The 12,902-nt window shown below is 70.7% G+C and carries 9 protein-coding genes; 3 read left to right on the top strand and 6 right to left on the bottom strand.

All coding sequences use genetic code 11. The features are described 5' to 3' along the window. The first annotated feature begins 77 nt into the window (after positions 1 to 77). The gene (locus ACOQFR_RS07990; RefSeq protein ID WP_421380502.1) at positions 78 to 653 is read left to right on the top strand and encodes a hypothetical protein; all 576 of its coding nucleotides are present in this window, start codon (positions 78 to 80) and stop codon (positions 651 to 653) included. Positions 654 to 656: 3 nt separating this feature from the next. On the opposite strand, the gene ACOQFR_RS07985 is transcribed toward ACOQFR_RS07990, so the two are convergent. Both ACOQFR_RS07985 and ACOQFR_RS07980 read right to left on the bottom strand, forming a co-directional pair. After that, positions 657 to 1,292 carry a hypothetical protein gene (locus ACOQFR_RS07985; protein WP_421380500.1) on the bottom strand — a complete coding sequence of 212 codons (636 nt, stop codon included), beginning with the start codon at positions 1,290 to 1,292 and terminating at the stop codon, positions 657 to 659. Beyond that, the gene (locus ACOQFR_RS07980; protein WP_421380498.1) at positions 1,279 to 1,821 is read right to left on the bottom strand and encodes an RNA polymerase sigma factor; all 543 of its coding nucleotides are present in this window, start codon (positions 1,819 to 1,821) and stop codon (positions 1,279 to 1,281) included. The genes ACOQFR_RS07985 and ACOQFR_RS07980 overlap by 14 nt, the downstream gene beginning before the upstream one ends. A 208-nt stretch (positions 1,822 to 2,029) precedes the next feature. Between ACOQFR_RS07980 and ACOQFR_RS07975 the strand changes: the two genes are divergently transcribed. Both ACOQFR_RS07975 and ACOQFR_RS07970 read left to right on the top strand, forming a co-directional pair. Then, positions 2,030 to 2,419 (top strand): BlaI/MecI/CopY family transcriptional regulator, encoded by a 390-nt coding sequence (locus tag ACOQFR_RS07975; RefSeq protein WP_421380496.1) that lies wholly within the window; start codon positions 2,030 to 2,032, stop codon positions 2,417 to 2,419. Continuing rightward, on the top strand, positions 2,416 to 4,725 hold the full coding sequence (locus ACOQFR_RS07970; protein WP_421380493.1) for a M56 family metallopeptidase: 2,310 nt from the start codon (positions 2,416 to 2,418) through the stop codon (positions 4,723 to 4,725). Before ACOQFR_RS07975 ends, ACOQFR_RS07970 begins: the two co-directional genes overlap by 4 nt. A 125-nt stretch (positions 4,726 to 4,850) precedes the next feature. On the opposite strand, the gene ACOQFR_RS07965 is transcribed toward ACOQFR_RS07970, so the two are convergent. From ACOQFR_RS07965 to ACOQFR_RS07950, 4 genes are all read right to left on the bottom strand, one after another. Further along, positions 4,851 to 8,369, bottom strand: a complete 3,519-nt coding sequence (locus ACOQFR_RS07965; RefSeq protein WP_421380491.1) for an indolepyruvate ferredoxin oxidoreductase family protein — start codon at positions 8,367 to 8,369, stop codon at positions 4,851 to 4,853. Positions 8,370 to 8,486: 117 nt separating this feature from the next. Next, a complete protein-coding gene (lnt, locus tag ACOQFR_RS07960) occupies positions 8,487 to 10,937 on the bottom strand; it encodes an apolipoprotein N-acyltransferase (protein ID WP_421380488.1) in 2,451 nt (816 codons plus the stop codon). A 29-nt stretch (positions 10,938 to 10,966) separates the two neighbouring features. Then, positions 10,967 to 11,620, bottom strand: a complete 654-nt coding sequence (locus tag ACOQFR_RS07955) for a hypothetical protein (protein WP_421380486.1) — start codon at positions 11,618 to 11,620, stop codon at positions 10,967 to 10,969. 24 nt (positions 11,621 to 11,644) lie between these two features. Next, a complete protein-coding gene (locus tag ACOQFR_RS07950; RefSeq protein ID WP_421380484.1) occupies positions 11,645 to 12,733 on the bottom strand; it encodes an SGNH/GDSL hydrolase family protein in 1,089 nt (362 codons plus the stop codon). Between the last annotated feature and the right edge of the window lie 169 nt (positions 12,734 to 12,902).

Here is a 12,902-nt window from a genome sequence, read left to right as displayed (position 1 = left end):
CGCCGGACATCCGCAGCGGCTGCGCCGGCCCCCGGGCAGGGCTGAATTGTCACGGGCTGCCGACCTATACTCTGGCCATGAGCGACCCCCGCGCCCAGATCCAGCAGCTTCGCACCCTGATCGAGGCCGCCCCGGCCCTGCCCGAGCGCAGCGACTGGCTCGCCCGCCTCGCCGCGATCGAACAGGCCCTGCCCACCGCCGGTGGCAACCCCGCCGAAACCGAACGCCTGCGCCAGGACGTCGAAGACGCCGAACACGCCCGCGACGCCGCCAACCTGCAGCGCATGAAGGTGGCCGGCCAGCTCAACACCCTGCACAAGAGCCTGGCCGCCGCGGTGCCGGAAGTGCCGGCCGGCAAGGACGCGCAGAGCGACGCCCTGCGCCGCATCGAACACCTGGTCGCCCACGGCGCCTCGGCGCCCGGCGCCGTGGAAGCGGCCAAGGCCGCCGAGATGGACGCGCCGATGCCCGGCCGCGCCGTGCTCGAAGCGGTCATCGCCGGCGAACGCAAGTTCACCAAGGCCCAGCTCGAGTTCACCATCGCCGAAGCCATGGTGCTGACCGGCTGGGCCAAGACCCCGCTGGAGCTGATGCAGGAAGGCGAGCCCTGGCTGGCCGAACTGATCCTGAAGAACCAGGCCGACGCGACCTAGGTATCAGCCGCGCGGCGTCGCGTCGCGCAGCTCCGACAGCTCCGCCTCGGCGGCCAGGAGGCTGCGGCCGCTGGCATCGCGCGCGAAGCGCTCGCGGTGCCGCTGCGTCACCCCCCACGCGGTCGCCGCCAGCACGCCGGCCAGGCCCGCATTGGCCAACACCACGCCCGGCCGCGTGGTCCACAGGTCCATGCCCATCGCGGCCAGCAGCGCGAACAGCACCGGCATCCACACCGCGAAGCCCAGCACCACGCCCCAGCGTTCGCCCCAGACGCGCACGCGGCGCAGCATCAGCAGCCGCTGCTGCACTTCGGCCACGGGCTTGCGGTAGTCCACCCAGGCCACCGACAGCAGCTGCACCACCGCCGTGATCAACAGCGCCAGTCCGTACACGTGGATGCCCAGGCCGTAGCCCACCAGGTGCCACTGGCCCCAGTGTCCGATCCAGTACGGACCGGCCCACAGCACGATGGCTGCGCCCACCGCCAGCTGCACCGCCTGCCAGAAGCCCAGCCAGCGCAGCCGGCGGCGCACCGTGTCCAGCGTGCGGTGCCGGCGCGTGGCCTGCAGTTCGTGTTCCAGGCCGGCCAGGCGCTGGTCCAGGCCCTGCCAGGCGCGTTCGAGTTCAGTCAGTTCCATGGTCGTCTCCGTTGATGTGGGCGGCGGCCGCGGTGCGGCGCAGCTGTTGCCGGATGCGGCCCAGGCGCGTGGCGACATTGCCTTCGCGGATGCCCAGGATCTCGCCGCTGTCGCGATGGCTGCAGCCTTCCAGGTGCAGCAGCAGCAGCGCCTTGTCCAGCGCGCCCAGCGACTGCATCGCGGCCTGTACCAGGGCCAGCTGCTCGCGCTGTTCGGCGTCCACGTCGCGGGCGCCGACCAGGTGTTCGTGCGCCTCGCCCAGCGCGTCGGGCGCGGGCCGTCCGCGCTCGCGGCGCAGGTGCGAGATGGCCACGTTCAGCGCGATGCGGTAGAGCCAGGTCGAGAAGCGGCGGGCCGGGTCGTAGCCGGGCCAGGCGCGCCAGAGCTGCAGCGAAATCTCCTGCGCGAGGTCGGCGCGGTCTTCCGCGTCGCGGCAGTAGCTGGCGGCCACCTTGACCACGATGCCGCGGTGCGCGGCCATCAGGGTCTCGAAGTCGGATCGGGCCGGGTCGGGCCGGGCGGTGGACATGGCGTCTCGGGTCGGGGTGCTTGAAGGGTGATTCGCGCGGCGGGGAAAAACATCACAGGCCCGGCGTCGTCGCGTCACGCCCGGCCCGCGTCCTGACCGGTCGGCCCGGACCCGGGTCGCCGCAGGATGGGTGACTTCCGGCCTGTTGCAAAGGCGGAGGGCCTGTTCTACAACTGTAGTACGACAGATGTAGAACAAGGGAACGCCGATGGAAAACGATCTCGAGGCCGTCGCGCTCAGCGAGCTGCAGCTCGACCTGATGCGCGTGCTGTGGCGCGGCGAGGCCAGCGTGGCCGACGTGGCCGCCGCCCTCGCGCAGCGCCGCGGCCTGGCGCACACCACCGTGGCCACCCTGCTCACGCGCCTGGCCAAGCGCGGCGTGGTCGCGCAGCGCCGCGACGGCCGGGTGCTGTACTACCGCGCCCTGCTCACCGAATCGCAGGTGCGCCGCAGCATGGTCGGCGGCCTGATCCAGTCGCTGTTCCGCGGCGATCCGCAGGCACTGCTGGCGCACCTGGTGGACGAGAAGGACGTCAAGCCCGGCGACCTGGAGCGCGTGCAGGCCCTGCTGTCGACGGCGAAGGCGCGCAAGCCATGAGCGCGCTCGACCTGGCGACCTCCTTCCTGCTGACCCTGGCGGTGCACGCCACCGTGCTGCTCGGCGCCGCGTGGCTGGCCGAGCGTGCCGGCGGGCTGCGGCATACGGGCTGGGCCGAGCTGGCGTGGCGCGTGGCGCTGTTCGGTGCGCTGGCTTCGGCCAGCTTCGCGGTGTTGGTGCCGGCGTGGCGCGAGACGGCGCGGCCGGTAGTGGCGTCGGTGCCCGACCAGGCCGGATCAGAGACGTCATCGACGCGCGCGCCTGCCGATGCGATGTCATCCGCTTCGCAGACAGCCGCCGCGCTGCCGCAGGCGATCGCCGCGCCCGCGTCGTCGCGGGATGCCGTCCCGATGCCCGCGCTGGCGCCATCGCCGCGCGAAAACCTGCGGCCCGCGCCGATCGCCCTGCCCGGCGTCATCGCTTCGGGCCTGCTGGCGCTGTGGATGCTGGTCATCGTCCTCGGCGCGCTGCGGCTCGCGATGCAGGGCCTGGCCCTGCATCGTCTCGGCCGCGCCACCGCGCACCATGGCGAAACGGCCGACGAGGCCCTGAAGCAGCACGCCAGGCAGCTGGCGGCCGAACTGGGCATCGCGGCGCCCTCGCTGCGCATCAGCCGCGCGGTGGCCAGCCCGATGGTGCTGCCTGGCGCACGCGTGCTGCTGCCGGCGTGGACACTCACGCTGGATGAAACCCAGCAGCGCGCCCTGCTGGCGCATGAACTCAGCCACCTGCAGCGCCGCGACCCCGCCTGGCGCGTGGCCCAGCGCCTGGCGCTGCTGCCGCTGGCCTTCCATCCGCTGGCGCGGCACGCCTGCCGGCGCCTGGAAGCCCTGGCCGAAGACGCCTGCGATGCCCGCGCGATGCAGCTGATGGGCAGCGGCCTTCCGCTGGCCGAATGCCTTGCCACCTGCCTCACCCACGCCGGCGCGCATGCCGGTCAACCCGCGCTGGCGGTGGCCATGGCCGGCGAGTCCGGTCCGGTGCTGCGCCGCGTACAGAACCTTCTGGAGGAATCCCCGATGTCGATCCGTCCCCTGTCCCCGGCACTGCGCCGCACCGCCATTGCCCTGGCCGTGGTGGCCCTGGTGGCCCTGCCCGGCCTGGCCGTCACCACGCTGGCCTCGGAACTGGCAGAGGGCGGCTACAGCCGCCACATGTTCAGCGACGACGACAGCATCAGCATCAGCCACAGCGAAAACGGCTACAAGCTGCGGCTGAAGATGACGGGCAAGGTGGTGTTCAACGCCGACAGCACCGACATCGCGCACCTGGGACCGGGCGCCACGTTCCGCGTCTCCGAAACCCGCGATGGCGTCGAGCGCGAGGTCCGCTACTTCGGCAAGGACGGCGTGATCCAGCGCGAATACCGCCGCGCCGGCAAGGAAGTGCCGCTGGATGCCGACGGCCGCGCCTGGCTGGCGAAGACGCTGCCGGACGTGATGCGCGAATCGGGCATCAACGCGGAGCAGCGCGGCCAGGCGCTGCTGGCCAAGGGCGGCGTGCCCGCGCTGCTGGACGAGATCGCGCTGATCGAATCCGACCACTCGGCCGCGCGTTACCTGGCGGTGCTGTTCAAGCATGCCCGGCCGGACGCGGCGCAGATGACGCGCGCGCTGGCGCTGGCCAAGGACATCTCTTCAGATTTTGAACTACGCCAGGCGCTGCAGGCGGCGCTGTCGTCGCCGGGCATGGCGCCGGCCCAGCAGGTGCAGCTGCTGGACCTGGCGCAGGGCATCGGCTCGGACTTCGAGCAGGCCGAGCTGCTGTCGTCCCTGGCCGAGTCGGGCGAGCTGCAGGGCGAGGTGCTGGCGGCCTGGAAGCGTGCGGTCGCGACCATCGGTTCCGATTTCGAGCAGCGCCGCGTGATCGAGGCGATGTTCGAGCGCGGCAAGGCCTCCCCCGCGGCCGTGGTTGTGGCGCTGGACCTGGCGCAGGGTATCAGCAGCGACTTCGAGACGCGTGAAGTGCTGACCGCCGCGGCGCCGCGGCTTGGCGCCTCGGCCGAAGCGCGCGCCGCCTGGTTCCGGCTGGCCGCCACTCTCGGCTCGGACTTCGAGCTGCGCGAGGCGCTCAATGCGCTGATGGACGCGGGCAAGGTGGACGTCGCCACCGCCGACGGGGTGCTGGTCGCGCTGACGGACATCGGCTCGGACTTCGAGGCCAGCGAAGTGCTCAAGGCGCTGGCCCGGGTGATGCCTGCGGATGCGGGCCTGATCGAACGCTATCGCGCGGCGGCGCGCCAGCTTGGCGCCTTCGAGCGCGGCGAAGTGGAGCAGGCCCTCGACCGCCTGGTCTCCTCGCGCTGAAGCCACCGACAGGGACAACGTACCAGGCAGGGACAACGTACCAGGTATAAATAACTTCGCCCCCGGAACCTTGGCCAAGGCCAGAGTTCCGGGGGCGAAGTCATTTATACCTGGTACGGACGCTTTTACGCGGCGGCGACGGCGCGCGCGGGGTTGCGCCACGCCGCCATCAACTCCGCCTCGCGCGCCTTCGCCTTGGCCAGGTGCGCTTCCTTGACGTGACCGTAGCCGCGAATGTGTTCCGGCACCGCGGCGATCTCGGCGGCCAGGCCGACGTTGCCGCCGTCCAGCGTGGTCAGCAGCTCCTCGACCGTCCTGGCGTAGTCCACGATCAGCTGGCGCTCCATGCGGCGCTCTTCGGTCTTGCCGAAGATGTCGAGCGCGCCGCCACGGAGGAACTTGAACTTCGCCATCAGCTTGAACGCCGTGAACATCCACGGCCCGAACTCCTGCTTGATCAAGTGGCCGTCGGCGTCCTTCTTCGCGAACAGCGGCGGCGCCAGGTTGAAGTGGATCTTGTAGTCGCCGTCGAACTGCTGCTCGATGCGGCGCCTGAACTCGCCCGAGGTGTACAGCCGCGCCACTTCGTACTCGTCCTTGTAGGCCATCAGCTTGAAGTAGTAGCGCGCCACGGCCTCGGTCAGCGCGGTGGAGCCCGGCGCCTTGCGCGCCTCGGCCTGGCGCACCTTGTCCACCAGCCCGGCGTAGCGGCCCGCGTAGGCGCGGTCCTGGTAGTCGGTGAGGAAGGCGATGCGGCGCTCGATGGTTTCGTCGAGATTGCGCGACAGGCGCTCGTCGTCCAGCGGCAGCGCGGCCACCTCGGTCTGCGGCGATTCCACCAGACCCGCGGCCTCGAGCACCGACTGCGGGTCGATCGCGGCCAGGCGGCCCCAGGCGAAGGCGGTCTTGTTCATCTCGATCGCGGCACCGTTCAACTCGATCGCGCGCACCAGCGCCTCGAAGCTGATCGGCACCAGCCCGCGCTGCCAGGCCACGCCCAGCATGAACAGGTTGGTGGCGATGGCGTCGCCCATCAGCGCGGTGGCGATCTCGGTCGCCGCCACCTGCACCGGCTCGCGGCCGCCCAGCGCGGTGCGGATCGCATCCACGATGCCCGCCGCCGGGAACTGCATGTCCGGCTGGCGCGTGAACGGCCCCGGCATGGCCTGGTAGTCGTTGATCACCACTTCGGTGCGGTCGGCGCGGATCTTGGACAGCGCCCAGTAGTCGTTCACCACCACCATGTCGCATCCCAGCACCAGGTCGGCTTCGCCGGCGGCGATGCGAACGGCGTGGATGTCGGCCGGCGTGCGCGCGATGCGCACGTGCGTGGTCACGGCGCCGCCCTTCTGGGCCAGGCCGGTCTGGTCGAGCACGCTGGCGCCCTTGTTCTCCAGGTGCGCGGCCATGCCCAGCAGCGCGCCGATGGTCACCACGCCGGTACCGCCGACGCCGGTGATCAGGATGTTCCAGGGCTGCTCGAGGGTGCCGCGGATTACCGGCGCCGGCAGGCTGGCCAGCAGCTCGGCCTTGCCCACGCCCTTGCGCTTGCGCAGCCCGCCGCCCTTGATGGTGACGAAGCTGGGGCAGAAGCCCTTCACGCAGCTGAAGTCCTTGTTGCAGTTGCTCTGGTCGATGTCGCGCTTGCGGCCGAACTCGGTTTCCTTGGGCAGCACCGACACGCAGTTCGACTTCACGCCGCAGTCGCCGCAGCCTTCGCAGACCAGCGAGTTGATGGCGATGCGCTTCTTCGGGTCCACGGCCTTGCCGCGCTTGCGGCGGCGGCGCTTCTCGGCGGCGCAGGTCTGGTCGAAGATCAGCACCGTGGTGCCTTTGACCTCGCGCAGGCGCTTCTGCTGGGCGTCCAGCTCGTCGCGGTCGTAGAACTCCACGCCCGACGGGAAGATGGACTTGTCGCTCCACTTCTCGATGTCGTCCGACAGCACCACGATGGTCTTCACGCCTTCGCTGCGCACCTGGTGCGCGATGTCGGGCACGGTGAGCGTGCCGTCCACCGGCTGGCCGCCGGTCATCGCCACGGCGTCGTTGTAGAGGATCTTGTAGGTGATGTTGACCTTGGCGGCGATCGACTGCCGGATCGCCAGCGAGCCGGAGTGGAAGTAGGTGCCGTCGCCGAGGTTCTGGAAGACGTGCTTTTCCTCGGTGAACGGCGCCTGGCCGCTCCAGGTGACGCCTTCGCCGCCCATGTGGGTGAAAGTGTCGGTCTTTCGGTCCATCCACGTGACCATGTAGTGGCAGCCGATGCCGCCGAGGGCGCGCGAGCCTTCCGGCACCACCGTGGACGAGTTATGCGGGCAGCCGGAGCAGTAGTGCGGCACGCGCGGGAACAGCGCGCGCGGCTGCGCCAGCTCCGACTCCTTCTCGTGCATCCACTTCAGCGTCGCGCGGATCTGCTCGCTGTCGTGGAAGCGCTGGATGCGGCGGCCGATCACGCCGGCAATGGTGGCTGGAGTCAGCTCATTCGTGCTGGGCAGCACCCACTCGCCGGCTTCATCGTACTTGCCGATGATGGAAGGACGGGCCTCCCAGTTGTACATGTATTCCTTCATCTGCCGCTCGATGAAGCTGCGCTTCTCCTCGACGACGATGATGTCCTGCAGCCCGCGCGCGAACTCGCGGATGCCCACCGGCTCCAGCGGCCAGGTCATGCCGACCTTGTACACGCGGATGCCGATGTCCTCGGCGGTCCTGCGGTCGATGCCCAGGTATTCCAGCGCCTGCAGCACGTCAAGGTAGCTCTTGCCGGTGGTGACGATGCCCAGGCGCGCGTTCGGCGAATCCACCACGGTCTTGTCGATGTGGTTGGCGCGCGCGAAGGCCTGCGCCGCCTTCACGGCGTACTGGTGCAGGCGCATTTCCTGGTTCAGCGGCGGGTCCGGCCAGCGGATGTTGAGGCCGCCCGCGGGCAGTTCGAAATCGCGCGGCAGGATGATGTCGAGCTGGTGCGGGTTGACGTTCACCGAGGCCGACGACTCCACCGTTTCCGCGATCGTCTTGAAGCCGATCCAGCGGCCCGTGTAGCGGCTCATCGCCCAGCCCAGCAGGCCCATGTCCAGGATGTCCTGCACGCCGGCCGGATTGAGGATGGGCATCATCGCCGACTCGAACTCACCCTCGGAGCCGTGCGGCAGCGTGGACGAGCGGCAGGCATGGTCATCGGCGGCCAGCGCCAGCACGCCGCCGAACTGCGAGGTGCCGGCGGCGTTGCCGTGCTTGAACACGTCGCCGCAGCGGTCCACGCCCGGACCCTTGCCGTACCACATCGAAAACACGCCGTCGTACTTCGCACCCGGGAACAGGTTGGTCTGCTGCGTGCCCCAGACCATGGTCGCGCCCAGGTCCTCGTTCAGGCCGGGCGTGAACTCGATGCCCGAGGCCTTCATGTGCTTCTTGGCCTTCCACAGCTCCAGGTCGAAGCCGCCCAGCGGCGAGCCGCGGTAGCCCGAGATGAAGCCGGCGGTGTTTATGCCGGCGGCGCGGTCGCGCATCTGCTGCATCAGCGGCAGGCGCACCAGGGCCTGCACGCCGGAGAGGTAGATGCGGCCTTCCTCGCGGGTGTATTTCGACTCGAGGTCGTACTCGCGGTCGAGGCTGGGGGCGGCGAACGGGGCTGGCACGGACATGGCGGGCTTCCGGGGGCTGGAGCAAAGACTCGGAATTATAGCAGCGGGGGCCGTCCCGGCCGGGCCGGCCTCTGGCGCGGCCTTCACATCCCGTTGCGCCGACGTCCCTTCCGCACTTCAGTCCGACAGCAGCCGCAGCGCCAGCCAGGCCGGCACGCCCAGGTAGTAGATCGCGCGCGCCAGCCACTGCAGCCCGTCCCGCATTACCACCAGGCGTGCCGGGGCCAGCGCCAGCGCCAACAGCGACCCCGCCTCGACGCCCAGGCGCAGCACCGCCGCCAGCAGCATCAGCCCGATCGACCAGGAAGCCCACCAGATCACCGCGCCCGTGGCCCAGGCCAGCGGCCCGTGCGTGTAGAACTCGCCGAGCGGTCCGCCGAAGGCAATGACCTGGTGCAGGCGGAACGCGACCGCCGCCGGCAGCAGCGGAAACAGCACGAACTTCACCAGGCCGTGGTCGAGCCAGCGATGCCGCGTGAGGGCGCGGGCGTGCGCCATCCTCGCGCCGCGCGCTGCGCCCGCCTGCACGTGCACCGGTGCGCCGGCCGCGGCCAGCGCGGCCTCCAGCCGCAGCGCGTCGGCGCCCGCCAGGCCCTGTCGCCAGCCACTCGCCCCCGACAGCGCCAGGTCCACGCCGGCGCGCGGCAGCGGCAGCCGCCAGGGTTTCACCTGCTGGATCGATGCGAGCGGAATCGACACCTGCTGGCGACGCTGGTCCAGCCACAGGCGCCCGTCGGCGATGCGCACGCGCGCCGCGAAAAGGCGCTGGATCGCCCACGCGCCCAGCAGGGGCAGCACGACCCCGAGACCGAAAATCCGCAGCTGCGACAAGGACTGCACCTGCAGGCCCCTGCGCAGCAGCATGTCCACGGCGATCCACGCCAGCGCCAGACCTGCGACTCCCCGAAGCGCCGCCGCGGTCCAGCGCCAGCCCGGCGCCAGCAGCGCCACGGTGTCCGAATACACCGGCGCCGCGGGGTCGTCGCTGCGCAGGCGCAGTTTCCTCCACGCCGCCAGCGCCATCAGGACCAGCAGCAGCGCCATGCCGGCGCGGCCCACCCAGTCGCCCCAGCGCACCATCAGCGTCGGCGCCGGATCGCGCGCGGACAGCTCCGCGGTCAGCACCGCCTGGTCGCCGATGCCGGTGCTGGCCAGCACTTCACCGCTGCTGTCCACGATCGCGCTGAGTCCGTTGGTGGTCACGCGCACCTGCGGCAGCCGCGTCTCGATGCTGCGGAAGGCCGCCACCGACAGGTGCAGCCGCGCGCCGGCCGGATAGCCGGTGAACCAGGAATCGTTGGAGAGCCCGATGATGGCCTGCGCGCCCAGGCGCGCGCCGTCGATGGCCAGGCCCGGACGCACGTCGTCCAGGCAGATCAGCGGCACCACGTTCACCTCGCGGCCGTCGCGCGCGCGCAGCGGCAGCACGCGTGCGCCCGAGCCGGGCTGCCAGCTGCCGGTCCAGGGCAGCAGGCGTCGCAGCCAGGCGCTGTCCATCCACGCGGGCACGTGTTCGGTCAGCGGGAAGGGATGGGTCTTGCGGTAGAAGCCCATCAGGCCCGCGCCCGGCTCGAGGAAGGCGGCGGCGTTGTATTCGCCCAGTTCGTCGCGGTCGTAGGTGCCGAACACCAGCGGTACGCCGGCCACGTCCACGAAGGCCTGGATCTCCTGGTCCAGCGCGGCGCCGTCCTGGCTGCGCGCCTTGCCGAAGGTTGTCGGATAGACGGTCTCCGACCACAGCAGTACATCGGCGCCGTGTTCGATCACCGCCGACTGCGACATGCCGAAATGCGTGTCGAGCACTTTTCGCACCACGCCGTAGGTACCGATCTCCTGGCGCAGGCGTTCGTAGTCGGTGATGCTGGCCTGGATCATCGCCACCCGCAGCATCGGCGCGTCCGGCGGCGGCACCTGCAGCGTGGCCAGGCGCGCCGCGCCGTACAGGCCGAGGGCCGCCACCAGCGCGGCGGCCGCGCCCAGCGGCGCGCGCATCGCACGCAGGCCGCCGGCGCGCCGCTGCAGCGCCGCAGCCACCGCTTCGTTCACCAGGATCAGCACCAGGCTAAGGCCCGCCGCGCCGCCCAGGTCCGCGGCCTGCCGGAACGCCGCCGAAGGCGCCAGGCCATGGCCCAGCGTATCGCCCAGCAGCTTGGGCAGCAGCCACTCGCAGCCGACCCAGGCGCTGGCGCCCGCCAGCGCGCGCAGCACCGCGCCATGCCTGCGCGCGGCCAGCTGTCGCGCCAGCGCGTAGGCCAGCAGCTGCGGCTGCATCAGTGGCGCCAGAACCAGAAGCACCGCGGTGCCGGGCAGCACGCCGATGCCGGTGAAGCCTCCGATCGCGGCGCCGAACCAGGCGAACACCGCCGCCACGAAGCCCACGGCCATCAGCACCGCACTGGCCAGGCTGCCGCGCAGCGTGCGCGTCGCCTCCAGCGCCATCAGCCACGGCACCAGCGCCACGAAGCCCAGCATCCACGCCGGGCCACCTCGCGCATACAGGCCCAGCAGCACGGCGGACAACACGACGGCAGCCAGGTGGCGCCAGCGGGAAGGCGGCAAGCGCTCCATGCTCAAATCACGAAACTCCGGGTGAATCCTCAGGGCGAGGGAATGCGCACCCGCCGCAGGGGCAGGCCGGGCGGCGCCAGGTGCGGCGGCACGACCAGGTCATCGGGCAGCGCGATCAGCCGGCCGTTGCCGTCGCGCAGCTGCAAGCCGGGCGAGAACATCAGGATCGGCTCGATGCCGACGCCCTCGTCGGTGGATTGATAGTGGCGCACGTAGCCTTCGGGCAGCTCGAAGTCCTCGGGCACGGCCAGGCCTTCCAGCGGCGGGCTGGTGCCCGGCGGATTGAAGGCGCCGATGCCGGTGTGGATGCCCACGTCGTTGAGCGCGCCGATCACTTCGGCGCCGGTCGGCTCTTCGTCGCCGGGACGGAAGTAGCTGGCCAGGTCATTGGGGTCGCCGCTGGGCAGGTTGTCGGTGGCCAGGGCCGGATGCGGCCGGGTCGGTGCCCTGGCTTGCACAGCGGGCGCCGAAGGCGCCGCCGCGGGTGTTGCCACCGGGTTCTGCGGCAGCAGCGTCGGTTCGCGAAGGCCGAGGTAGGCCACAACGCCGGCCACCGCCAGCATGACGCCGGCGATGGCCAAGCCCCGCCACGGACCCGGCGGGCCCGAAGGCTTGCGCACCACCCGCACGCCCGCGTCGTCCGGTCCGGACGACGGGGGCGGCGGCGGGCCGTTGGCGCTCACGGTCGGTATCCGTCCGGCGCCGGCTTACGGCGTGGCCGTGTTGTAGACCGAGATCGCCCAGCCCATGCGCTCGTGGCCGAAGCGGTTCCAGATCGGGCTCTGGCCATTGGTGAAGCTGGTGTAGCGCGCCGCACCGGTGCCGGTGGTGCCGCCCCACAGGCCGGCCGACACGGTGCCGCCGGTGTAGGTCGGGTGCACGTCGTCGGACTGGATGTAGTCGTAGCTGGTCGAGGCCGTGGCGAAGTGCGTGTTGGCGTCGCGCAGGGTCGAGCGCAGGGTGGAGGTGATGCGGGTCACGTAGCTGGCCTCGCTTTCGCCCGACACGTAGCGCAGCGCGGCCGAGTCGACCTGGCCGTCGCCATTGGTGTCGTAGTCGGCGCCCATGTACTGCGCGAAGCTGTCGGCGCACTGGAAGCCCTTCTGGCGCGCGAAGTCGCACATGCTCCAGTTCATGCGGGCGATGGCCGGCAGGAAGCGGTCGCGCAGGTTCACGGTCTGGCCGGTGCTGGCGTCGCGGCACGAGCTCTGCACGTTGTCGGCGTTGTAGCCGGGGTAGTACAGGTTGGCGATCACCTTCACGCGGGTGTTGGGATGCGCGTTGGCATTGATGAAGTCCATGCCGGCGGCCACGTAGGTGCGGCAGGCATTCACCGCCGAATCGAGCACGGCGTAGTTGCAGGTGCCGGTCTGGCCCTTGAAGCTGGTGCGCGCCTGCAGGCCGTCGTTGCCGCACATCTCGAAGGTCACCACGCGGGTGGAGGCGGCCTGCATGTACGAGCGCTCCGCGACGATCTTGTTGTTGTACACGTCGCTGGCAACCGCGCCGGACTTGGTGCGGCGGATGCTCTCGATGTCGGCACCCCAGCGCGCGGCCAGGTACTCGGCGTCCACCGTGGGCGCGGAGTATTTCGCGGCATTGCTGATCGAGCCGTTGTAGCCGGCATAGATGGAATCGCCGTACGCCACGATGCGGTACTTGGTGCTGGTGCCGGCCCGGTCGATGGTCCAGGACACGTTCTGGTTGAGCGTATTGGCCAGCGTCGGGCCGGCCAGCGCCAGTACGGCAATGGCCGGCAGCCAGCGGGCCGCAGGGCTGCGGAATGGAATCGTCATCGTCATCTCCCCAAGGAATCGTCTTGCGCCACGGACCCGGGACCGGTGTCCGGTATGAGACAGGCATTCGTCTTGCTGCGCTGGCGACGGTCCGGAATCCCCCCGGCACCACCCCCCTGCCACCGCTGGCCGGACGCTAGCGTATGGCCCGAAAGCTAAGCAATGTGCG

The sequence above is a fragment of the Arenimonas sp. MALMAid1274 genome (assembly GCF_049195245.1).
Taxonomy (GTDB): Bacteria; Pseudomonadota; Gammaproteobacteria; order Xanthomonadales; family Xanthomonadaceae; genus Arenimonas.
Note: the sequence above shows the minus strand (reverse complement) of the source record. Positions and strands in the feature narration are given on the sequence as shown.

Excerpts from the sequence above, each read along its gene's own strand:
- ACOQFR_RS07990 (WP_421380502.1), top strand. The coding sequence starts at position 78 with ATGAGCGACCCCCGCGCCCAGATCCAGCAGCTTCGCACCCTGATCGAG.
- ACOQFR_RS07985 (WP_421380500.1), bottom strand. The coding sequence starts at position 1,292 with ATGGAACTGACTGAACTCGAACGCGCCTGGCAGGGCCTGGACCAGCGC.
- ACOQFR_RS07980 (WP_421380498.1), bottom strand. The coding sequence starts at position 1,821 with ATGTCCACCGCCCGGCCCGACCCGGCCCGATCCGACTTCGAGACCCTG.
- ACOQFR_RS07975 (WP_421380496.1), top strand. The coding sequence starts at position 2,030 with ATGGAAAACGATCTCGAGGCCGTCGCGCTCAGCGAGCTGCAGCTCGAC.
- ACOQFR_RS07970 (WP_421380493.1), top strand. The coding sequence starts at position 2,416 with ATGAGCGCGCTCGACCTGGCGACCTCCTTCCTGCTGACCCTGGCGGTG.
- ACOQFR_RS07965 (WP_421380491.1), bottom strand. The coding sequence starts at position 8,369 with ATGTCCGTGCCAGCCCCGTTCGCCGCCCCCAGCCTCGACCGCGAGTAC.
- lnt (WP_421380488.1), bottom strand. The coding sequence starts at position 10,937 with ATGGAGCGCTTGCCGCCTTCCCGCTGGCGCCACCTGGCTGCCGTCGTG.
- ACOQFR_RS07950 (WP_421380484.1), bottom strand. The coding sequence starts at position 12,733 with ATGACGATTCCATTCCGCAGCCCTGCGGCCCGCTGGCTGCCGGCCATT.